The organism is Sphingomonas olei (assembly GCF_045369765.1).
GTDB lineage: Bacteria > Pseudomonadota > Alphaproteobacteria > Sphingomonadales > Sphingomonadaceae > Sphingomonas > Sphingomonas panaciterrae.
Genome location: NZ_JBIQEU010000013.1, coordinates 40,543 through 58,889, shown reverse-complemented (window position 1 = coordinate 58,889; position 18,347 = coordinate 40,543). Strand labels below are relative to the sequence as shown.

At 65.6% G+C, this 18,347-nt stretch carries 21 protein-coding genes; 10 read left to right on the top strand and 11 right to left on the bottom strand.

Going from position 1 to position 18,347, the window contains the following annotated elements; genetic code table 11:
- Positions 1-29 precede the first annotated feature (29 nt).
- Both proS and ACH0BU_RS13485 read left to right on the top strand, forming a co-directional pair.
- Entirely contained in the window at positions 30-1,565 is a 1,536-nt protein-coding gene (proS, locus tag ACH0BU_RS13490) for a proline--tRNA ligase (RefSeq protein WP_314470316.1), read from the top strand.
- The gene (locus ACH0BU_RS13485; protein WP_125945741.1) at positions 1,565-1,993 is read left to right on the top strand and encodes a hotdog fold thioesterase; all 429 of its coding nucleotides are present in this window, start codon (positions 1,565-1,567) and stop codon (positions 1,991-1,993) included. Before proS ends, ACH0BU_RS13485 begins: the two co-directional genes overlap by 1 nt.
- Positions 1,994-2,017: 24 nt before the next feature.
- Here the strand turns inward: ACH0BU_RS13485 and ACH0BU_RS13480 are convergent, their stop codons facing one another.
- Both ACH0BU_RS13480 and ACH0BU_RS13475 read right to left on the bottom strand, forming a co-directional pair.
- The gene (locus ACH0BU_RS13480; RefSeq protein ID WP_314470319.1) at positions 2,018-2,398 is read right to left on the bottom strand and encodes a VOC family protein; all 381 of its coding nucleotides are present in this window, start codon (positions 2,396-2,398) and stop codon (positions 2,018-2,020) included.
- Between the two features lie 52 nt (positions 2,399-2,450).
- Positions 2,451-3,278 carry a TIGR00266 family protein gene (locus tag ACH0BU_RS13475; protein ID WP_046410897.1) on the bottom strand — a complete coding sequence of 276 codons (828 nt, stop codon included), beginning with the start codon at positions 3,276-3,278 and terminating at the stop codon, positions 2,451-2,453.
- A 204-nt stretch (positions 3,279-3,482) separates the two neighbouring features.
- On the opposite strand from ACH0BU_RS13475, the gene ACH0BU_RS13470 reads away from it, so the two are divergent.
- The 6 genes from ACH0BU_RS13470 to queE all read left to right on the top strand — a co-directional run bounded on the left by ACH0BU_RS13470 (position 3,483) and on the right by queE (position 9,691).
- Positions 3,483-4,781, top strand: coding sequence for an O-acetylhomoserine aminocarboxypropyltransferase/cysteine synthase family protein (locus ACH0BU_RS13470; protein ID WP_500264165.1), 1,299 nt, complete (start codon positions 3,483-3,485; stop codon positions 4,779-4,781).
- Between the two features lie 116 nt (positions 4,782-4,897).
- Positions 4,898-6,088: an aspartate aminotransferase family protein gene (locus ACH0BU_RS13465; protein WP_125945738.1), complete on the top strand. Its 1,191-nt coding sequence runs from the start codon at positions 4,898-4,900 to the stop codon at positions 6,086-6,088.
- 128 nt (positions 6,089-6,216) lie between these two features.
- Positions 6,217-7,137, top strand: a complete 921-nt coding sequence (gene argF / locus ACH0BU_RS13460; RefSeq protein ID WP_296217925.1) for an ornithine carbamoyltransferase — start codon at positions 6,217-6,219, stop codon at positions 7,135-7,137.
- Positions 7,138-7,249: 112 nt separating this feature from the next.
- The gene (hslO, locus tag ACH0BU_RS13455) at positions 7,250-8,155 is read left to right on the top strand and encodes an Hsp33 family molecular chaperone HslO (RefSeq protein ID WP_145120306.1); all 906 of its coding nucleotides are present in this window, start codon (positions 7,250-7,252) and stop codon (positions 8,153-8,155) included.
- Positions 8,156-8,357: 202 nt separating this feature from the next.
- Positions 8,358-9,056 (top strand): 7-cyano-7-deazaguanine synthase QueC, encoded by a 699-nt coding sequence (gene queC, locus ACH0BU_RS13450; protein WP_125945736.1) that lies wholly within the window; start codon positions 8,358-8,360, stop codon positions 9,054-9,056.
- Between the two features lie 2 nt (positions 9,057-9,058).
- Positions 9,059-9,691 carry a 7-carboxy-7-deazaguanine synthase gene (gene queE, locus ACH0BU_RS13445; RefSeq protein ID WP_296217930.1) on the top strand — a complete coding sequence of 211 codons (633 nt, stop codon included), beginning with the start codon at positions 9,059-9,061 and terminating at the stop codon, positions 9,689-9,691.
- 58 nt (positions 9,692-9,749) lie between these two features.
- Here the strand turns inward: queE and ACH0BU_RS13440 are convergent, their stop codons facing one another.
- The 5 genes from ACH0BU_RS13440 to ACH0BU_RS13420 all read right to left on the bottom strand — a co-directional run bounded on the left by ACH0BU_RS13440 (position 9,750) and on the right by ACH0BU_RS13420 (position 14,276).
- The gene (locus tag ACH0BU_RS13440; protein ID WP_046410888.1) at positions 9,750-10,382 is read right to left on the bottom strand and encodes a DedA family protein; all 633 of its coding nucleotides are present in this window, start codon (positions 10,380-10,382) and stop codon (positions 9,750-9,752) included.
- 91 nt (positions 10,383-10,473) lie between these two features.
- Entirely contained in the window at positions 10,474-11,895 is a 1,422-nt protein-coding gene (locus ACH0BU_RS13435; protein WP_296217933.1) for a UdgX family uracil-DNA binding protein, read from the bottom strand.
- A gap of 14 nt (positions 11,896-11,909) precedes the next feature.
- Positions 11,910-12,395: a hemerythrin domain-containing protein gene (locus ACH0BU_RS13430; protein WP_046410885.1), complete on the bottom strand. Its 486-nt coding sequence runs from the start codon at positions 12,393-12,395 to the stop codon at positions 11,910-11,912.
- Between the two features lie 66 nt (positions 12,396-12,461).
- The gene (locus ACH0BU_RS13425) at positions 12,462-13,169 is read right to left on the bottom strand and encodes a phosphocholine cytidylyltransferase family protein (RefSeq protein ID WP_125945733.1); all 708 of its coding nucleotides are present in this window, start codon (positions 13,167-13,169) and stop codon (positions 12,462-12,464) included.
- Entirely contained in the window at positions 13,170-14,276 is a 1,107-nt protein-coding gene (locus ACH0BU_RS13420; RefSeq protein WP_125945732.1) for an inositol-3-phosphate synthase, read from the bottom strand.
- Positions 14,277-14,405: 129 nt separating this feature from the next.
- Between ACH0BU_RS13420 and ACH0BU_RS13415 the strand changes: the two genes are divergently transcribed.
- Both ACH0BU_RS13415 and ACH0BU_RS13410 read left to right on the top strand, forming a co-directional pair.
- Positions 14,406-15,281 carry a CDP-alcohol phosphatidyltransferase family protein gene (locus tag ACH0BU_RS13415; RefSeq protein WP_241212624.1) on the top strand — a complete coding sequence of 292 codons (876 nt, stop codon included), beginning with the start codon at positions 14,406-14,408 and terminating at the stop codon, positions 15,279-15,281.
- Positions 15,282-15,382: 101 nt separating this feature from the next.
- The gene (locus tag ACH0BU_RS13410; protein WP_046411807.1) at positions 15,383-15,919 is read left to right on the top strand and encodes a superoxide dismutase family protein; all 537 of its coding nucleotides are present in this window, start codon (positions 15,383-15,385) and stop codon (positions 15,917-15,919) included.
- 111 nt (positions 15,920-16,030) lie between these two features.
- On the opposite strand, the gene ACH0BU_RS13405 is transcribed toward ACH0BU_RS13410, so the two are convergent.
- The 4 genes from ACH0BU_RS13405 to ACH0BU_RS13390 form a co-directional block, all read right to left on the bottom strand.
- Entirely contained in the window at positions 16,031-16,453 is a 423-nt protein-coding gene (locus tag ACH0BU_RS13405; RefSeq protein WP_046411805.1) for a Fur family transcriptional regulator, read from the bottom strand.
- A 57-nt stretch (positions 16,454-16,510) separates the two neighbouring features.
- Entirely contained in the window at positions 16,511-16,975 is a 465-nt protein-coding gene (gene rimI, locus ACH0BU_RS13400; protein ID WP_296218028.1) for a ribosomal protein S18-alanine N-acetyltransferase, read from the bottom strand.
- Positions 16,976-16,983: 8 nt separating this feature from the next.
- Positions 16,984-17,601 carry a tRNA (adenosine(37)-N6)-threonylcarbamoyltransferase complex dimerization subunit type 1 TsaB gene (tsaB, locus tag ACH0BU_RS13395; RefSeq protein ID WP_314470333.1) on the bottom strand — a complete coding sequence of 206 codons (618 nt, stop codon included), beginning with the start codon at positions 17,599-17,601 and terminating at the stop codon, positions 16,984-16,986.
- Between the two features lie 69 nt (positions 17,602-17,670).
- Positions 17,671-18,264: a malonic semialdehyde reductase gene (locus ACH0BU_RS13390; protein ID WP_046410874.1), complete on the bottom strand. Its 594-nt coding sequence runs from the start codon at positions 18,262-18,264 to the stop codon at positions 17,671-17,673.
- Between the last annotated feature and the right edge of the window lie 83 nt (positions 18,265-18,347).

Genomic DNA, 18,347 nt, shown 5'->3' with positions numbered 1-18,347 from the left:
ATGGCGCCAAGCGCCGCTATCCGCGCCTGATGATCAAGCATGCACTCCCCGTCACGCGCGAGGCGGATTTCGCCGCCTGGTACCAGGCCGTCATTTCGGAAGCCGACCTCGCCGAGGAATCGGGCGTGCGCGGCTGCATGGTCATCCGGCCATGGGGCTATGGCATCTGGGAACGAATCCAGCGCCTGCTCGACGATCGCATCAAGGCGACCGGCCACGAAAACTGCTACTTTCCGCTCTTCATCCCGCTCTCCTATTTCGAGAAGGAGGCCGAGCATGTCGAAGGCTTTGCGAAGGAGATGGCGGTCGTCACTCACCATCGCCTCGTCGCCGACGGCAAGGGCGGCCTGACGCCGGACCCCGAGGCGAAGCTGGAGGAGCCGCTGGTCGTCCGCCCCACCAGCGAGACGGTGATCGGCACCGCTTTCTCGCGCTGGGTGCAGTCGTGGCGCGATCTCCCCGTGCTCATCAATCAATGGGCCAATGTCGTCCGCTGGGAAATGCGCACCCGCATGTTCCTGCGCACCAGCGAATTCCTCTGGCAGGAAGGGCATACCGCCCACGCCACCGCCGATGAGGCGCGCGACGAGACGCTCAAGATGCTCGAGGTCTATCGCGACTTCGCCGAAAACTGCCTCGCGCTCCCGGTCGTCGCTGGCGAGAAGCCGGAGAATGAGCGTTTCCCCGGCGCCGTCGCGACCTATTCGATCGAGGCGATGATGCAGGACGGCAAGGCGCTCCAGGCGGGCACCAGCCACTTCCTCGGCACCAATTTCGCCCATGCGCAGAACATCCGCTTCCAGAATGCGAATGGCGAGCTTGAGTTCGCCAACACCACCAGCTGGGGCGTCTCGACCCGAATGATCGGCGGCGTCATCATGGTGCATGGCGACGACGACGGCCTGCGCGTGCCGCCGCGCATCGCCCCGTGGCAGATCGTGATCGTCCCCATGCTGCGCGACAAGCCTGAGGACGCGGAGCTGGTCGATTATTGCAAGGCGCTGCAGGCCTCGCTCGCGAAGCAGACCGCGCTTGGCGAGCCGGTCCGCGCGCTGCTCGACCTGAAGCCCGCCAAGGCCGCGACGAAGCGCTGGGGCTGGGTGAAGAAGGGCGCGCCGATCATCGTCGAGGTCGGCCCGCGCGACATGGCCGGCGGCAACGTCTCGGTCGTCCGCCGCGACCGCCTTTATCGCGAGGATGGCAAGCTCGACAGCGCGATCGTCACGCGGGACACGTTCGTCGAACAGGCCGGCGCAATGCTCGAGGATATCCAGGTCGCGCTCCACAAGGAGGCGTCCGAGCGGCTGAAGGCCAGCATCAGCCCGGTCGATGACTGGGCCGGCGTCGAGGCGATGTTCGCCGACAGCGCGGCGAAGCCCGGCTGGGCCGACGTCGCCTGGTCGCGCCCGACCGGCGCCGAACTCGACAAGGTGGTCGAGCGGCTGAAGTCGCTGAAGCTCACCATCCGCAACGCACCGATGGGACAGACCGGCCACCCCGGCGCACCCTGCATCTTCACCGGCGGCCCGGCGGTCGAGCGCGTGCTGATCGGACGGTCCTACTGATGGCGATCTGGACCCGCCCGATCGACCTCGCGCAGCTCAACACATTGGGGGAGGGCGTCCTCCCCGGGCTGCTGGAGATCGAGTTCACCGATCACGGCGATGACTGGCTGCGCGCGCGAATGCCGGTCGGCAAGAAGGTGCATCAGCCCTTCGGCCGCCTCCACGGCGGCGCCTCGGTGGTGCTGGCCGAAACGGTCGCATCGGTCGCCGGCGCGATGGCCGTGCCCGACGGCAAGGTGACGGTCGGGCTCGACATCAACGCCAATCACGTGCGCGCCGCGCGCGACGGCTATGTCCACGCCACCGCGAAGGCGGAGCAGCTCGGCCGCACGACTCAGGTCTGGACGATCCGGATCGAGGATGATGCGGGCAAGCTCATCTGCCTCTCGCGCATGACCGCCGCGGTGATCGACGCCGCCGCCGGCTGAGCATCGGGGGCCGCCCGCCACGCCTCAGAAACTGTGGTGGACGGCCTCCAGATTGCACCCGTCGGGATCGAGCACGAAGGCAGCGTAATAGCCCGGATGGTAATGGGGCCGCAGGCCGGGCGCGCCATTGTCCTGCCCGCCGGCCGCCAGCGCCGCCGCGTGAAAGGCGTCAACGCTGGCCCGGTCGGGGGCCGCAACCGCGATATGGATGGCGCCGCTGATCGCCCGTCCCTTGGCGATCCACAGGAACGGCTTGGGTCCGACGCCATAGCCCACCTGGTCGGGCAACTCTTCGCTGCCGCCCTGCACCATGACCCGCGTGATGCCGAGCGGCGCCAGCGCCTTGTCATAGAAGGCCAGCGAGCGCCGCAGGTCGCCCACCGCGATGCTTACATGATCCAGCATGGCTACCTCCCGAAATCGCGGGGCGACGCCGGTCGCCGCCCCAGTTGCGCGGCTAGCGATTGCCGCCGATGAAATCGCCGAACCCGCCCAGCGCCGATCCTTCGCCGCGGTTGCCGCCGCCGCCCTGCGCTGCGGCCATCATCCGTCCGGCAAGCCGTGCGAAGGGCAGCGACTGAACCCACACTTTCCCCGGCCCGGTCAGCCGCGCATAGAACATGCCCTCGCCGCCGAAGATCATGCTCTTCACGCCGCGCACCATCTCCAGGTCGAAATCGACCGAGGGCGTGAACGCGGCAAGGCAGCCGGTATCGACGTGCAATTGCTCGCCGGGGGCAAGCTCGCGCTCCACCAGCGTGCCGCCCATCTGAACGAACACCCAGCCATCGCCCTCCAGCTTCTGCATGATGAAGCCTTCGCCGCCGAACAGCCCGGTCATCATCCGCCGCTGGAACGCGACGCCGATCGACACGCCCTTCGCCGCCGCAAGGAAGCTGTCCTTCTGGCAGATCAGCGTGCCGCCCAGGTCAGCGAGGCGGATCGGCAGGATCGTCCCCGGCGTCGGGCTGGCGAAGGCGACCCGCGCCTTGCCCGATCCGCGATGGGTGAAGACGGTGGTGAACAGGCTTTCACCGGTGACGAGGCGCTTGCCCGCCCCCAGCAGCTTGCCCATGAACCCGCCATCACTGCCGCCGGACCCATCACCGAAGACGGTGGTCATCTCGATCGAGGCATCCTTCCACACGAAGGCCCCCGCCTCGGCGACCGCGCTTTCGCCCGGGTCCAGTTCGATCTCGACGAACTGCAATTCCTGTCCCTTGATCTCGAAATCGATATCGTCCGACAGCCCGGTGCGGGCGTGATGGGACCAGGGACCGGCCATGTGACATGCTCCATTCGTCTGTGTTGATCACTTAACACACATGGATACTCCGGCCGGGCATCGCCGGGGAAGGGGGGATCGTCGCACGCGCCACTCGCTCTGGCGCCACGGCGATACCATCTTGGGGGATCGAAACCCTTTCTAGGTTCGCGATTGCGGGTGGAGGCGATAGCCTGTCCGCAACCAAGCCAAGGGAGAGTGTTCGTGAGCAAGGCCAATTACCGTCCGGAAACGCTGGCGCTGCATGCCGGTTGGCGCGCGGATCCCGCCACCGGGTCGGTGGCACCGCCGATCTTCCAGACGACCTCCTACCAGTTCCGCGATGCCGATCATGCCGCCGGGCTGTTCGCACTGCAGGAACTCGGCAACATCTACACCCGCATCGGCAACCCGACGACCGACATCCTCGAACAGCGGATTGCCGCGATCGAGGGCGGCGCGGCGGCGGTCGCGGTCGCCTCCGGACAGGCAGCGTCGGCCTATGCGGTGCAGAACCTTGCCCGCGCCGGCGACAATATCGTCAGCGCGACCGACCTCTACGGCGGTACCTACAATCTCTTCGCCAACACGCTGCGCGACATGGGGATCGAGACCCGTTTCGTCGATCCGAGCGACCCGGGCGCCTTCGCCGCTGCCTCCGACGATCGCACCCGCGCCTGGTATGTCGAGACTTTGCCCAATCCGAAGCTGGTTGTCCCACCGCTGGCGGAGATTGCCGCCGCGGGGCGTGAGCTCGGCATCCCGCTCATCGTAGACAATACCGCCGCCCCGCTGCTTGCCCGCCCGCTCGATCATGGCGCGGCGATCGTCGTCTATTCGACCACCAAATATATCGGCGGCCATGGGACCTCGATCGGCGGCATGATCGTCGACGGCGGCAATTTCGACTGGTCGGCCTATCCTGAGCGTCAGCCGCTGCTCAACACGCCCGATCCCAGCTATCACGGCGCCGTCTGGGCGGAGGCGGCAAAGCCGCTCGGCCCGATCGCTTATGCGCTACGCGCCCGCACGGTCCTGCTGCGCGATCTCGGCGCCGCGCTCTCGCCGTTCAACGCCTTCCAGATCCTGCAGGGCTTGGAAACGCTGCCGCTGCGCATGCCGCGCCACTGCGACAATGCGCTGAAGGTGGTCGATTTCCTGAAGGGCCGCCCGGACGTCACCCGCATCATCCACCCCTCGGTTCAGGAGGGGAAGCAGCGCGCGCGCGCCGATCGCTACCTGACCGGGGGTCTGGGCGGCCTGATCGGGATCGAGCTTGCCAGCGGTCGCGACGGCGGCCGCCGCTTCATCGATGCGCTGCAATTGTTCTACCATGTCGCCAACATCGGCGACGCGCGCAGCCTCGCGATCCATCCCGCCTCCACCACCCATTCGCAATTGTCGGAGGAGGAACAGTTCGCGACCGGCGTGTCCGCTGGCTACGTCCGCCTCTCGATCGGGCTCGAACATGTCGACGATATCCTCGCCGATCTGGCGCAGGCGCTGGACGCGGCGAAGGGCTGATCCGCCGGTTATGGCGTCACGCCTTTCACGGTGTTGACGCCCCCGGCACCGAATCCGTATCAGGGCGTCAGGGCGGTCCCTGTTGGGCCGCCCTTACTCTTTCAAGGAGACGCCCCGTGTCGATCACCGCCCTGATGCCCGTTTATCCCCGCTGCGGGGTGCGGCCAGTGCGAGGCGAGGGGTGCCATCTGATCAGCGAGGATGGCCGCCGTTTCCTGGATTTCGCCAGCGGCATCGCGGTGAACGCGCTCGGCCATGGCCATCCGAAACTGGTGAAGGCGATTGCCGATCAGGCCGCCACGCTGATGCACGTCAGCAACCTCTACGGCAGCCCGCAGGGTGAACAGTTCGCGCAGCGTCTGGTCGACAACACCTTCGCCGACACGGTGTTCTTCACCAATTCGGGCGCCGAGGCGGTGGAATGTGCGATCAAGACCGCGCGCCGCTATCACTTCGCCAATGGCAATCCGCAGCGCCACGACCTCATCACCTTCTCGATGGCGTTCCACGGCCGCACCATGGGCACCATCTCGGCCACCAACCAGGCCAAGATGCGTGACGGGTTCGAGCCGCTGCTGCCGGGCTTCAAATATGCCGAGTTCAACGATCTCGAAGGCGCGCTGGCGCTGATCGATGAAAACACTGCCGGCTTCCTGGTCGAACCGATCCAGGGCGAAGGCGGCATCCGCGCGGCGACGCCCGAGTTCCTCAAGGGCCTGCGCAAGGCGTGCGACGAACACGGCCTGCTGCTGGTGCTCGATGAAGTGCAGGCGGGCTATGGCCGCACCGGCAAGCTGTTCGCGCACGAACTCTACGGCATCACGCCCGACATCATGGCATCGGCCAAGGGCATCGGTGGCGGTTTCCCGCTCGGCGCCTGCCTCGCTACCGAGGAAGCGGCCAAGGGCATGGTGATCGGCACCCACGGCTCCACCTATGGCGGCAACCCGCTCGCGATGGCCGCGGGCGAGGCAGTGCTCGACGTGATCCTGGAGGACGGCTTCCTCGATCGCGTGACCCAGATGGGTGAGCGGCTGCGCTCGGGCCTCGAACAGATGATCCCCAACCACGATCACCTGTTCGACAGCGTGCGCGGCCACGGCCTGATGCTCGGCCTGAAGCTCAAGAGCGACAGCCGCCGCTTCGTCGAGTTCGCCCGCGACAACCACGGCCTGCTGCTGGTCTCCGCCGGCGAGAATGTCGTGCGCGTCCTGCCGCCGCTGGTGATCGACGAAAGCCACATCGCCGAGTGTATCGAGAAGCTGAGCGAAGCGGCGCGCGTCTACGTTCCCGCCAGCGACGATTGACGGAAAAGGCTCCGGTGCCATGCGCCGGAGCCGTTCGGACGGATCTGGCCGCGCCTGTTTGGATCGAGGCCGATTTTCGCCGGATAGCGGCCACCCATAATGCGCCTGAGGCCATTGGAGGAGTTGAAGTGACCCGCCATTTCTTGAACCTGTCGGACGCCGGTGCCGATGGCCTCGCCGCCATTCTCGCGGACGCGCTCGATCGCAAGAAGGCCCGCGCCGGCTGGACCAAGGGCCGCGTGGACGCCGACGCCCCGCTCGCCGGTCACGTCCTGGCGATGATCTTCGAGAAGAATTCCACCCGCACCCGTGTCTCCTTCGACATGGCGGTGCGCCAGCTCGGCGGCCAGTCGATCGTGATGGAGGCGGGCCAGATGCAGCTCGGCCGCGGCGAGACGGTGGCCGACACCGCCCGCGTCCTGTCGGGCTATGTCGACGCGATCATGATCCGCACCGACGATCACGCCAAGGTCGAGGAAATGGCGCATTACGCCAGCGTCCCGGTCATCAACGGCCTCACCGACGCGTCGCATCCGTGTCAGATCGCGGCCGACCTCCTCACCATCATCGAACAGGGCAAGTCGCTCCCCGGCCTGAAAGTCGCGTGGCTCGGCGACGGCAACAACGTCCTGGCATCCATCGTCGAGGCGGCTGGGCTGATGCAGTTCGATGTCGTCGCTGCCTGCCCACAGGGCTACCAGCCCACGGAAGAAGACCTCGCGCTCGGCAAGGGCCGCGCAAAGGTCGTCGGTAATGCGCGCGAGGCCGTCGAAGGCGCCGATATCGTCGTCACCGACACCTGGATCTCGATGGGCCAGGCGCATGCCGACACCAAGCTCGCGGCCATGATGCCGTTCCAGGTCGATGCCGCGCTGATGGCGGCCGCCAAGCCCGATGCGAAGTTCCTCCACTGCCTCCCCGCGCACCGCGGGGAAGAGGTGACGCCCGACGTCATCGATGGTCCGCAATCGCTGATCTGGGCAGAGGCGGAAAACCGGCTGCACGCGCAAAAATCCATTCTGCGCTGGTGCTTGGGCCAGATCGGTTGATCCCGATCTTCTCCCGCACCATCTAGGCTGCCATCCCCGTTCTCCCCGGATTGGCTAGGGCGCTCACGCTTGCGTGGGCGGAGTTGCAGCGGGCAAGGCTTGAATGAACAGCATGCAGACCGTCAAACCTGATTTTGACCGCGCGATTGGCTTCACCATCCCGGGCCAGAATGCCCGCGGCCGGATGGTGCGCCTCGGCCCGGTGCTCGACGAAATCCTCGCCGCCCACGCCTATCCGCCGGTCATCGAGTCGCTCCTCGCGGAGGCGCTGACCGTCACCGCCTTGGTCGGCGCGACATTGAAGGACGCCAACGGTCAGCTGACGCTCCAGACCCAGAGCGAGACGGGCGTCGTTCGCTTGCTCGTCTGCGATTATCGGGGCGGCGAAATTCGCGGTTACGTGCAGTTCGATGCCGACCTGTTGGCGGCCGCCCCGAAAGATCCGGCGCTCGTGGATTTGTTCGGTCAGGCCTATCTCGCGATCACCTTCGATCTGGCGACCACCAAGGAGCGCTACCAGGGCATCGTTCCGCTCGATGGCGATCGCCTCGCCGATGCCGTGCAGAGTTATTTCGCTCAGTCCGAGCAGATCCCCACGCAGGTCCGCGTCGGCTTTGCCAAGCAGGACGGGCGCTGCGTCGCCGGCGGCCTGCTGCTTCAGCATCTTCCCGAGGGCGAAGAAGGTCGCGCGCGTCTCCATACCAAGCTCGATCATCCTGAATGGGAGCATGTGGCGGCGCTGGGTGCCACCATGGGCGCGGATGAGCTGGCTAATACGTCGCTACCGCTCGAAACGCTGCTGTGGCGCCTGTTCAACGAGGAGGATGAGGTTCGCGTCCTTGCGGATACCGCCCTCTCGCGCGGCTGCCGGTGCACCCTGGAGCACATCCGCGGCGTGTTGGCGAAGTTCCCCCACGACGAACGTCTCGCCATGGCGGATGAGAACGGGGTGATCGGGGTCGATTGCGCCTTTTGCTCGACTGTGTTTCCCGTTCCCGTTGAGGAGCTTGCCGGCTGATCCGACGGGCAGGTGCCGGGCATTCGTTAGCACGATCTTAACGATCGATCCTTAAGCTGACGACGTGCTTCTAGCCGAGCACTTCTCTCCCTAGTTCAGTCCTCTAGCCGGGACTTCCTGGCCGTTCGCCTGTGCGGACGGCCGTTTTCTTCGGCCTCATTCCTTGCATCATGCCACTGATGAGCCTAGCCGCCGCGCGATCATGACCAACGATCAACCATCTGCCGTCGTCCTTGTATCGGGCGGCCTGGACTCGATGATTTCTGCTGCCTTGGCGCGGGAGGCCGGATATCGCCTCTATGCGCTATCGATCGATTACAACCAGCGCCACCAGGTGGAGCTCGCCGCGGCGCGGCAAATCGCACGTCAGCTTGGCGCGGTTCGGCACGTGGTGCTCCCGATCGATCTTTCCGCATTCGGTGGCTCGGCGCTGACTGCCGATATCGACGTACCGAAGGATGGGGTCGGGGAGGGGATACCGATCACCTACGTGCCGGCCCGCAATACCGTTTTCCTCAGCCTCGCTTTGGCATGGGCGGAGACGGTGGGCGCCCGCGCGCTCTACATTGGTGTGAACGCGCTCGATTATTCCGGCTATCCCGACTGCCGCCCCGAGTTCATCGCCGGTTTCGAGAACCTTGCAGAACTCGCCACCAAGGCGGGGGTGGAGGGTCATGCCTTCCGGATTCAGGCACCGCTGCAGCATATGACAAAGGCGGATATCGTGCGTGAAGGCGATAGACTGGGTCTGGACCTGGGGCTGAGCTGGTCCTGCTACGATCCGGCGCCCGGCGGTCTGCATTGCGGGCTGTGCGACAGCTGCCGCCTGCGGCACAAGGGGTTCCAGGACGCGGGGATCGTTGATCCGACTGCTTACGCGACGACACCGCCGGCGCCCTGACGATGAGTTATGCCGTCAAGGAAATGTTCCTGACGCTCCAGGGCGAGGGCGTTCAGGCTGGTCGCCGGGCGGTATTCGTCCGGTTCGCCGGCTGCAACCTGTGGAGCGGCCGGGAAGAGGATCGCGCCACCGCAATCTGCAAATTCTGTGACACCGATTTCGTCGGCATGGACGGGCTGGGCGGTGGCCGTTTCGCTGATGCCGATGCGCTAGTCGCTGCGGTGGTGGCCATGTGGGACGGCGGCGAGCAGGACCGCTTCGTGGTCCTGACCGGCGGCGAGCCGATGCTGCAGGTGGACGATGCGCTGGTCGACGCGCTGCACGCCGCCGGCTTCTTCCTGGCAATCGAGAGTAACGGCACGCTCCCCGTTCATCCGGGGATCGATTGGGTCTGCATCAGCCCCAAGGCCGGCAGTGAAACCGTACAGCGTAGTGGCGACGAACTGAAGGTGGTATGGCCGCAGCCCGGCACGGACCTGGAGGCGATGGAGAAGTGGGGATTCCGTCACTTCCTCCTGCAGCCGCTCGATGATCCCAATGCCGTCACCAACCAGGCTGCTGCGATGGCGAAGGTCATGGAACGTCCTCGGTGGCGATTGTCGCTGCAAACCCACAAATTGTTGGGCTTGCGCTAGGCTGGTCCCGGAAGGACGGTGGCGCATCCGGCGCTGCGTCATGCCCCTCCCGATAGCTTCAGTGCTTCTTCTTAAGGCCGTGCAGCTTGTGCCAGAGGTAGAACCCGCCGGCCGCGACGAGCGTCAGCCCGATCGCCAGGTCCGCCTGATGGAAAAAGGCCTTGAGCCGCGGATCGTTGTTCCATGACTGGCCCAGCTGAGCGCCGATCCACGCCAGCAGGTAGCAGAACGGCCAGGAGCCGATGAACGTGTAGACGTGGAAGGGAATCAGCTTCATGCGTGCTACCCCGGCCGGGAAGGCGATGAAGGTCCGGATGATCGGCAGCATCCGGCCAATCAGAATCGCCGCTGCGCCCCAGCGATTGAAGAACCGGTCCGCCATGTCGAGTTCGCCCGGGCCGACCAGAACATATTTGCCCCACTTTTCTGCCAAGGGCCGCCCGCCGCGCCGCCCGATCTCATAAGCGACCACTGACCCGACATTGCACCCGAAGGCGCCCGCGGTTGCCGCCAGATAGATGTTCATCTCGCCCGTCGAGACCAGATAGCCGGCGAAGGGCATGATGATCTCCGAGGGTAGCGGAATACAGGCGCTTTCGATCGCCATCAGCAGCACGATTCCCCAATAGCCACCGGCACGGATCACGCCGACCGTGAAGATGGCGAGGGCAGCAAGTATCTTCTCGAACATGCGGCGCCTGTGGGGGAAGGCGACAGGCCGGTCAATCGAGATGCGTGTGGTGCCGAGGCGACGGCACGACAGTCGGCTGCTGCCGCGCGCTTCAGGCGGCGATTTCGCCGATCCGGCGCAAATCTTCCACGAACCGCGCGTATTCGCTGGATCGCGCGGCCTCGTCGGGCAGTCGCAGCAGGTAACTGGGATGGACCGTGATCCAGGCGTCACCGCCATCACCCGGCAGGCGAAGCGGCCGTCCCCGCTCGCGGCTGATCGTCATCACCTTCCCGAACAGCGAGCGTGCGGCCGTCGCACCCAGCGCAACTGTCACTTTGGGACGCAGCAGCGCCTGTTCCTGTTCGATCCACCATCGGCACGCCTCGATCTCACCCGCGTCGGGCTTTGCGTGGATCCGCCTCTTGCCACGGGGTTCGAACTTGAAATGCTTCACCGCATTGGTGACATAGGTTTGCGCGCGATCGATCCTGGCCTCGGCCAGCGCACGATCGAACAAATGACCCGCGGGGCCGACGAACGGGTGACCCGCCAGATCCTCCTGATCGCCCGGTTGTTCGCCCACGAACATGATGCTGGCGTGGAGAGGGCCCTCGCCGAACACCGTTTGTGTCGCGTGCTTGTACAGGTGGCAGCGGGTGCAACTGAGAGCTTCCTCCCGAAGCGCCTGCCACGCCGCCTCGCTGTTGTTGCCCGGCATCGTCCTCGCCTTTTCGATCATGCCACTCTCCCGTTTCTGCGCCGTGGCGAGCAGGTCGGGCACCAGAGCGGTCTCCGGCATGTTCTTCCAGTATTTGCGCGGCATCTCCTTGAGCATCGCGCCCACCTTCACCCGCGCGGGGTTGAAGATGGAGGCATAATAGGTCTTCCAGACCTCCTCAACCGGATCGCCCTGCGGCGCATCCGCTTTCGTCGCGCCCGGTCCCTCCTGCAGTGCGCTTCCGTCCCAATGTAGCGACACCTCCGGCGTCAGGATCGACCAGCGCATGCTGCCGAAGCGGTTGACGAAGAAGGCGGCGTTGGCGCGGACGATATGGTGCTCCGGCTCGAACCAGGCCACATAGCGCCCCTGCTCGGCATCCCCACCATCTGCATCTGCCACTTCGCGGAAGCGCAGGAAGGCGCGCATCTTGTGGATGTCTCGCCGAACCTGTTTCGCCAGACCTTCCAACCGGCGCAGCAGCGGGTCGGCATGATCTTCCATCACCCCGGGCCTTCGCCGCAGCCGGTCGAGCAAGGTGTAGAGCATGGCGAACCGCTCGGGATCGCGGTGAAGGATGGCACTGCGGCCAAGGTCGATGAACGAGCGGGGTACCTTGAAGGCGCTCGCCGCTGGTGCGCCCGGCGCGGCCTCAGCGGGCGTGGGCGCCCTCGCTGCGGCGAACAGATCGGTCGTCTCACCGCCGACCTGCCACACGACATCATCCGGCGGCACGCTTTGGCTCATCAAGCCACGTGCCGCCTCGCGCCATCCATCAAAGTCGTCGGGTGCCGACAGAGTGACGATCCGCATGGTGCGGCAGCGCCTCAGTCGCGCTCATCACCGCCCGGCGGGTTCTCACGCGCAATCTCCAGTTCCTTGGGCTTGCGCTCCTCATAGGTCGCCGCGATCTTCGCCTCCACCTCATCGTCCAGCTCGGCTTCAGCGGCGGGGAACATGTCCTCCTCTTCCTCGTCGATATGATGCTCGTAGCGGTGGCGCATATGGTCAAACTTCTGCTCCCATTCCTCGGAGCCGAACTCGATCGCCATCATCTCGCCGAGCAGATCATCAACTTCCTTGTGCTCGGCGACCGAATGGCGCGCATCGTCACGCAGCTCAGGGTCGGCAAGCATGACCGAATATAGCGCTTCCTCCTCCGCCGCGGCGTGGCTCTGCAATTCCAGCCGGAAGCTCTCGAACAGCGATTGGCGCTCTCCGGAGGCACCCTGAAGCTCGCCGAGCTGCTTCAGCATCTCGCGCTGCTTGTCGTGATCCGCCTTCAACTCGCGATAGATTTGCGCCTGTGTCATTGCCGCTTCTCCCGTGGAGTGGCGACAACCAGCCATGCGCCGGCTGGTTTCTCTTGCGAGATGTTATCAGGCGCTCAGCGCGCTCGCCCAATGAGCCTCTGCCTGTGCCAGCGCGCGCGGATCATCCACGTCGAGCCACCAGCGATTGCTGACATCAACGACCCGTGCATCGCCGGTCTGCGCCAGTGCCGTTACGCCATCGGAGATCGAGCCGGCGCGGCCCTCCGCAATTGCGGCCCGGAGCGCGTCGTGGAACCGGCCGTCGACACAGAAGATGCCGCAATCGAACGCGTCGTAACCGTCCAAATGCTTGCCAATCGCGACGATCCGGTCGCCTTGCGTCCGCACGCGCGTAACATCGTCCAGGTCGACAAGCGGATTGTCGAGGTTGCGATCAACCGCAAGAGTCAGCGCTGCTGGCACGGCCGCGATGGCGGATCGTACGATCTCCGGGTCGAACAGATGATCCGCCATCATCAGCAGATGGCGCTCCGGCCCAATTACCGCGGCGCCGGTCAGGACGGAATGGCCGTTGGGCTGTGCCCAATCCGGCGTCGCGACGCAGGTGATGGCCGGGTCAAGGCGGGCGAGGAACCCGCTCAGGCGTTCGCCTTCATGGCCAGTGACCACCACGAACTCCGTCGCGCCGCCAGCACGTGCTGCGTCGATGACGCGAGCGATCATCGGAACGCCCGCGACTTCGGTCAGCGGCTTGGAGGGAGAAACGGCGCGCAGCCGGCTGCCAAAGCCGGCTGCGACGATCAGCGCTTTCACTTACTCGGCAGCGAGCGGCGATTCGGCCTGGATGAAATCGTCGGTCATCTGCGCTGCGACGTCGTCGGTGAACTGCTCCGGCGGGTGCTTGCAGAAGAACGCCGACGGACCGGTGAGCGCGCCGGCAATGCCGCGATCGAGGCCAACCTTCACGCAGCGGATCGCGTCCACCACCACAGCAGCCGAATTCGGGCTGTCTTCGACCGAGAGACGAAGCTCCAGGTTCATCGGCACGTCGCCGAACAGGTTGCCCTCGAGGCGCAGGAAGCACAGCTTGTTGTCGTGCAGCCAGGGGATGTAGTCCGACGGGCCGACGTGGATGTTCTCATCCGCGAGGCGCTCGCTCAGCACGGCCTGAACCGCCTCGGTCTTCGACTCCTTCTTGCTCGACAGGCGATTGCGATCGAGCATGTTCATGAAGTCGGTGTTGCCGCCCGTGTTCAGCTGATAGGTGTGATCGATCGTCACGCCGCGCTGCTTGAACAGGTTGGACAGAACGCGGTGGACGATGGTCGCACCCACCTGCGCCTTCACGTCGTCCCCGATGATCGGCAGGCCGGCGTCGGCGAACTTCTTTTCCCACTCTGGGCGGCTCGCGATGAACACGGGCATGCAGTTCACCACGCCCACGCCTGCCTCAAGCGCGCATTCCATGTAGAATTCGGTCGCGTCCTGGCTGCCGACGGGCAGGAAGTTGACGAGGATCTCGGCGCCGGAATCCTTGATCGTCTGAACGATCTCGGCCTTGGTGGCGTCGCGGGTTTCATCCACCTCGAAGCCTCGATCGTTTGCCGCGGTCAGCATGTGCGGCGCGACGCCGTCCAGCTTCGCGCCCATCTTCACGATCGTGCCGGTGGCCGGCACATCGGCATGGAACACCTTGGTGCAGTTCGGCTTGGCAAAGATGGCTTGGCCGAGATCGAGCCCCACCTTGCGGGAATCAACGTCGAACGCCGCCACGAATTCCAGGTCGGAAACGCGGTAGCCGCCAATTTCCTCGTGGATCAGGCCATGGGCCGTGTTGCTGGCAGCATAATGATACTTGCCCTGAACCAGGCTGGATGCGCAGTTGCCGACACCGATAACCGCCACCTTGATCGTCGCCATTCTCTTGAACCCCGAAGCGCCGGGAAACAGTTCCCGACGTGACAAATGAATGGCAGCGTGGTGACAGATACGCGACGCCTGTCAAGCAAACCATGCCGGTGGTAGAGGGCCGGCAAGGGGACACGAAAAGTGGCAACGATCGAACTGCAGCCAAGCGTGACCGGAAAGCCACGCGAGTTGCAAGGGTTTCTCAACAGGACGCTTTATCATCCCGCGGCGCGGCGGCTGGCGCGAGCGTTGGCCGCGACTCCGATCACGCCCAACATGGTTTCGGTGTTCGGGGCGATGATGGTGGTCGCAACGGGCATCCTCTACGCGCGGATCGGCACGCCGGCAGCGATCGCGGCTGGGTTCGCTCTCCACCTGTTGTGGCATGTCGTGGACGGTGCCGACGGTGATCTCGCGCGGCTGACCGGACGTGCGAGCCCGAGCGGCGAGGTGGTCGACGGATTGTGCGATTACGGCGGCCACGTCGTCCTTTACCTTCTGCTCGGCGCGCTGCTCGATGATACGCTCGGGGCATTCGCATGGGTACTTGCGGTCGGGGCGGGCGGATCGCGCATCATCCAGTCGGTCTTCGCGGAGAGTTCGCGGCGCAGCTACCAATGGTGGGCCTATGGCGTGCCATGGCTCCAGCACAATCGCAGCGCGCCGACCGGCGTCGGCGGCGCGCTCGGCAAGGCGTATCTAGGGGTTTCGCACGTGTTGACCGGCGCCACGGCCAAGGTGAACGCGATTGTCGCCGGCGCTGAAGTCGATCCGGCCGAGCGGCAGCGGATCGCGAGGCTGGCGCGCGAGGTTGGGCCATCTTTCCTGTTCCTGCCGGGGGTGCTCGGCGCCAACCCGCGGACGATCATCCTTGGCCTCAGCATGATCGCCGGGAGTCCGATGTGGTTCTTCCTCGTGGAACTGACCATCCTGAACGTCGTCCTCGTCGCGGCCATCCTGCGGCAGCGCGTGCAATGCCGTCGCCTCGTCACACTGATCGCCCGGGGCCGGAGCTGATCGCCACCCCGGTCGCGAGGGAGCGCAGCAGCCTTGATCGTGATTGCGTCATGGAACCGGCTGTTCCAGTCCTCGTTTCGTCCTCGAAACGGGAGAACATGATGAAGAGCTTCACGATCGCCGGACTGGGCGCATGCGTCCTGGCACTGGCTGCATGTGATGAGGGTAAGCTGGAAACCGGCATGCCGACCGCGGGCGGCGCGACGGCGGTTGCGATGCTGCGCACTGCGGCCGGCGCCGATGTCGGCCGCGTCACCGCCAGCGAAGTCACGGGCGGCCTGCGCTTCACGGTCGACGCAAAGGGCATGCCGGCGGGAACACACGGCGCCCATGTCCACACGACCGGTCGTTGTGATGCTCCCGGCTTCGAAACGGCTGGCGGCCACTGGAACCCGACGGGCGCGAAGCACGGGACGATGAACCCGCAGGGCCCCCATCAGGGCGACGTTCCCAATCTGATTATCGATTCGGCCGGCCGCGGCACGGTGGCCGCGACGATCCCCGGCGCGACGATGGCCGGGCTGCTCGACACCGATGGTGCTGCCTTCGTGGTCCATGCCGATGCGGACGATCTGAAGACCGACCCGTCAGGCAATAGCGGCGCCCGCATCGCCTGCGGCGTGTTCCAGCCATCCTGATGCGCGGCGTGCTGAGCGTGAGCCTGGGCATACCCGCCCGGGCTCACGCTCAGCGCGAGCTCGTTCTTCATGGCCGAATAGGGGTAGCGGCCTGCAGAAGGCCGTTGAAGGTCAGTCCTTGCGGTTCAGGCTGACGCCGTACAGCTCCATCCGATGATCGACGAGGCGAAAGCCCAGTCGCTCCGCAATCTGCTTCTGCAGCAATTCCAGCTCGGGATCGACGAACTCGATCACCTTGCCCGTCTCGACGTCGATCAGATGGTCGTGATGAGCTTCGGGCGAGGGCTCGTAGCGGGCACGTCCGTCGCCGAAATCATGGCGATCAAGGATGCCCGCTTCCTCGAACAGGCGCACCGTGCGGTACACCGTCGCGATGGAGATGCCCGGATCGATCGCCGAGGCGCGTTCATATACCTTTTCCACGTCGGGGTGATCGTCGGCTTCTGACAAGACGCGGGCGATAACCCGACGCTGCTCGGTGATGCGCAGGCCTTTTTCCTGACAGAGGGCTTCGAGATCAATCTTGCGTGGCATGGCATCCATGTAGTCGCTGAGGGCGCAGGTCGAAAGCGTTATCGACTCGCAACAAGCCTAGGTTAGCGCGACCGCATAGCTGTGCGCGTCGAAGGCTTCGCCGCCGCGGCCCCGGTAATAGGCGCGGCGTTCCCCCACCTTGGCGAAGCCGTGGCTGCTATAAAGGTGAGTGGCCGGATTGCCGGCGCGCACTTCGAGATGCAGGCGAACCGCACCTCGCGCGCGTGCATCGGCGATCACGCTGCGCAACAGCGCTGCCCCCACACCCTTGCGACGAAAGCGGGGCGAGGTGGCGATCAGCAGCAGCTCGGCCTCGTCGACGATCGCGCGCGTCAAGGCAAAGCCGGCGATCTCGCCGTCGATCTTGGCTAGGGTCAGCCAGACTCCCGGCATGCCGAGGATGCCCAGGCATTGGGCGCGGGTCCATGCCTCACCGAACCTTGCATCGAACGCGTCGGCCATCACCTGCTCGACCGCTGCGATGTCGCCGGGCGAGCCGCGGGTCAGCTCGATCATGTGCATACGGGTGCTCACGCCGGCAGCTTCGCGTCGGGCGCGCGGCCGTACAGCGGGCGTGGCGGCAAGTCGGCGAGCGACGCGGGCAGCAGATGCGCGCGCGAGGCGTCCGGCAGGGCATCGTGGGCCTGCAAGCCGGGATCGATCGGCAACAGCCAGCGAACGCCGCTGCCGACCGCCGGCCGGTCTCCCAGCGCGCGGATGGCAGCGTCGGGCCGCAGGGACACGAGCGGATCACTGGGTTGCAGCGGAAGGGCGGTGAAGCCTTGCATGAACACCTCACCGTGGCCCCCTTCAAGCACGACCGCAAGCGGGGCTTTCACGCCATCGGCGATCGCCGCCGCCGCCAGCAGCGCGGTGGAAGAATAGCCGCGAACCGGCACGCCCCAGCCCAGCGCCAGGCCGCGCGCGGCGGCGATGCCCACCCGGATGCCGGTGAAGCTGCCCGGCCCGACATCGACCAGGATCTCGTCAGCGCGGCCGCCGTCCGGGAGAGCCGCAATCATCGGCACCAGCCGTTCGGCGTGACCGCGCCCGACCACATCATGGCCTGCGGCGATCACCTGATCGCCCTCCAGCAGGGCAACAGAGCAGGCGGCGGTGGCGGTATCGATGACAAGGGTACGCTGCATCACATCCCTTTGCCAAAGCCGCACCGTGGCTCAACCCCTAATCAGACCGGGCCTCTGCCGACACGATTATCAGGCGATGCGGTTGAACCTCTCGAAGTCCGGGCGTGGGCTGCGTTCGAAGATGGTGGCCGGATCGCCGTGGCCGAGGGTCGAGATGAAGTTGGTTCGAACGCCCGGCTGATCGGCAAAGAACGCCTTGTCGACTTCCGCAGCGTCAAAGCCACTCATCGGACCGGTGTCGAGGCCAAGCGCCCGAGCGGCGAGGATGAAATAGCCGCCCTGAAGCGAGGAATTGCGGAACGCGGAAGCCTCGCGCAGTTCAGTGTTGCCGTCGAACCAGCTCTTGGCATCGGTATGCGGGAAGAGGTCGGGCAGGTGCTCATGGAAATTCACGTCCATGCCGATGATGACCGTCACAGGCGCCTGGCGGATCTTGTCGGCGTTGGTGCTGCTCGCGAAGGACGCTAGCTTCTCCTTCGACTCCGGCGTTGTGCACCAGATTAGGCGGGCAGGCAGCTGATTGGCGCTGGTCGGTCCCATCTTCATCAGGTCCCAGATCGCACGCAGCTCCTCCTCGCGTACCGGCTCGTCGGTATAGCCGTTGTAGGTCCGGGCGGTGCGGAACAACTGATCGAGCGCGACGTCATCGAGCGGGGTGGCCAAACGGATTCTCCATCAGAAAAAGGGGCAGACCGACGCCCGGTACGACGTGCGGCGTGGGCGAGGTCGGGCGTGACAAGGCTGGG

Bases quoted from the DNA above. Each gene is read 5' to 3' on its own strand.
- proS (WP_314470316.1), top strand. From the start codon at position 30: ATGATCAAGCATGCACTCCCCGTCACGCGCGAGGCGGATTTCGCCGCC.
- ACH0BU_RS13485 (WP_125945741.1), top strand. From the start codon at position 1,565: ATGGCGATCTGGACCCGCCCGATCGACCTCGCGCAGCTCAACACATTG.
- ACH0BU_RS13480 (WP_314470319.1), bottom strand. From the start codon at position 2,398: ATGCTGGATCATGTAAGCATCGCGGTGGGCGACCTGCGGCGCTCGCTG.
- ACH0BU_RS13475 (WP_046410897.1), bottom strand. From the start codon at position 3,278: ATGGCCGGTCCCTGGTCCCATCACGCCCGCACCGGGCTGTCGGACGAT.
- hslO (WP_145120306.1), top strand. From the start codon at position 7,250: ATGCAGACCGTCAAACCTGATTTTGACCGCGCGATTGGCTTCACCATC.
- queC (WP_125945736.1), top strand. From the start codon at position 8,358: ATGACCAACGATCAACCATCTGCCGTCGTCCTTGTATCGGGCGGCCTG.
- queE (WP_296217930.1), top strand. From the start codon at position 9,059: ATGAGTTATGCCGTCAAGGAAATGTTCCTGACGCTCCAGGGCGAGGGC.
- ACH0BU_RS13440 (WP_046410888.1), bottom strand. From the start codon at position 10,382: ATGTTCGAGAAGATACTTGCTGCCCTCGCCATCTTCACGGTCGGCGTG.
- ACH0BU_RS13435 (WP_296217933.1), bottom strand. From the start codon at position 11,895: ATGCGGATCGTCACTCTGTCGGCACCCGACGACTTTGATGGATGGCGC.
- ACH0BU_RS13430 (WP_046410885.1), bottom strand. From the start codon at position 12,395: ATGACACAGGCGCAAATCTATCGCGAGTTGAAGGCGGATCACGACAAG.
- ACH0BU_RS13420 (WP_125945732.1), bottom strand. From the start codon at position 14,276: ATGGCGACGATCAAGGTGGCGGTTATCGGTGTCGGCAACTGCGCATCC.
- ACH0BU_RS13410 (WP_046411807.1), top strand. From the start codon at position 15,383: ATGAAGAGCTTCACGATCGCCGGACTGGGCGCATGCGTCCTGGCACTG.
- ACH0BU_RS13405 (WP_046411805.1), bottom strand. From the start codon at position 16,453: ATGCCACGCAAGATTGATCTCGAAGCCCTCTGTCAGGAAAAAGGCCTG.
- rimI (WP_296218028.1), bottom strand. From the start codon at position 16,975: ATGCACATGATCGAGCTGACCCGCGGCTCGCCCGGCGACATCGCAGCG.
- tsaB (WP_314470333.1), bottom strand. From the start codon at position 17,601: ATGCAGCGTACCCTTGTCATCGATACCGCCACCGCCGCCTGCTCTGTT.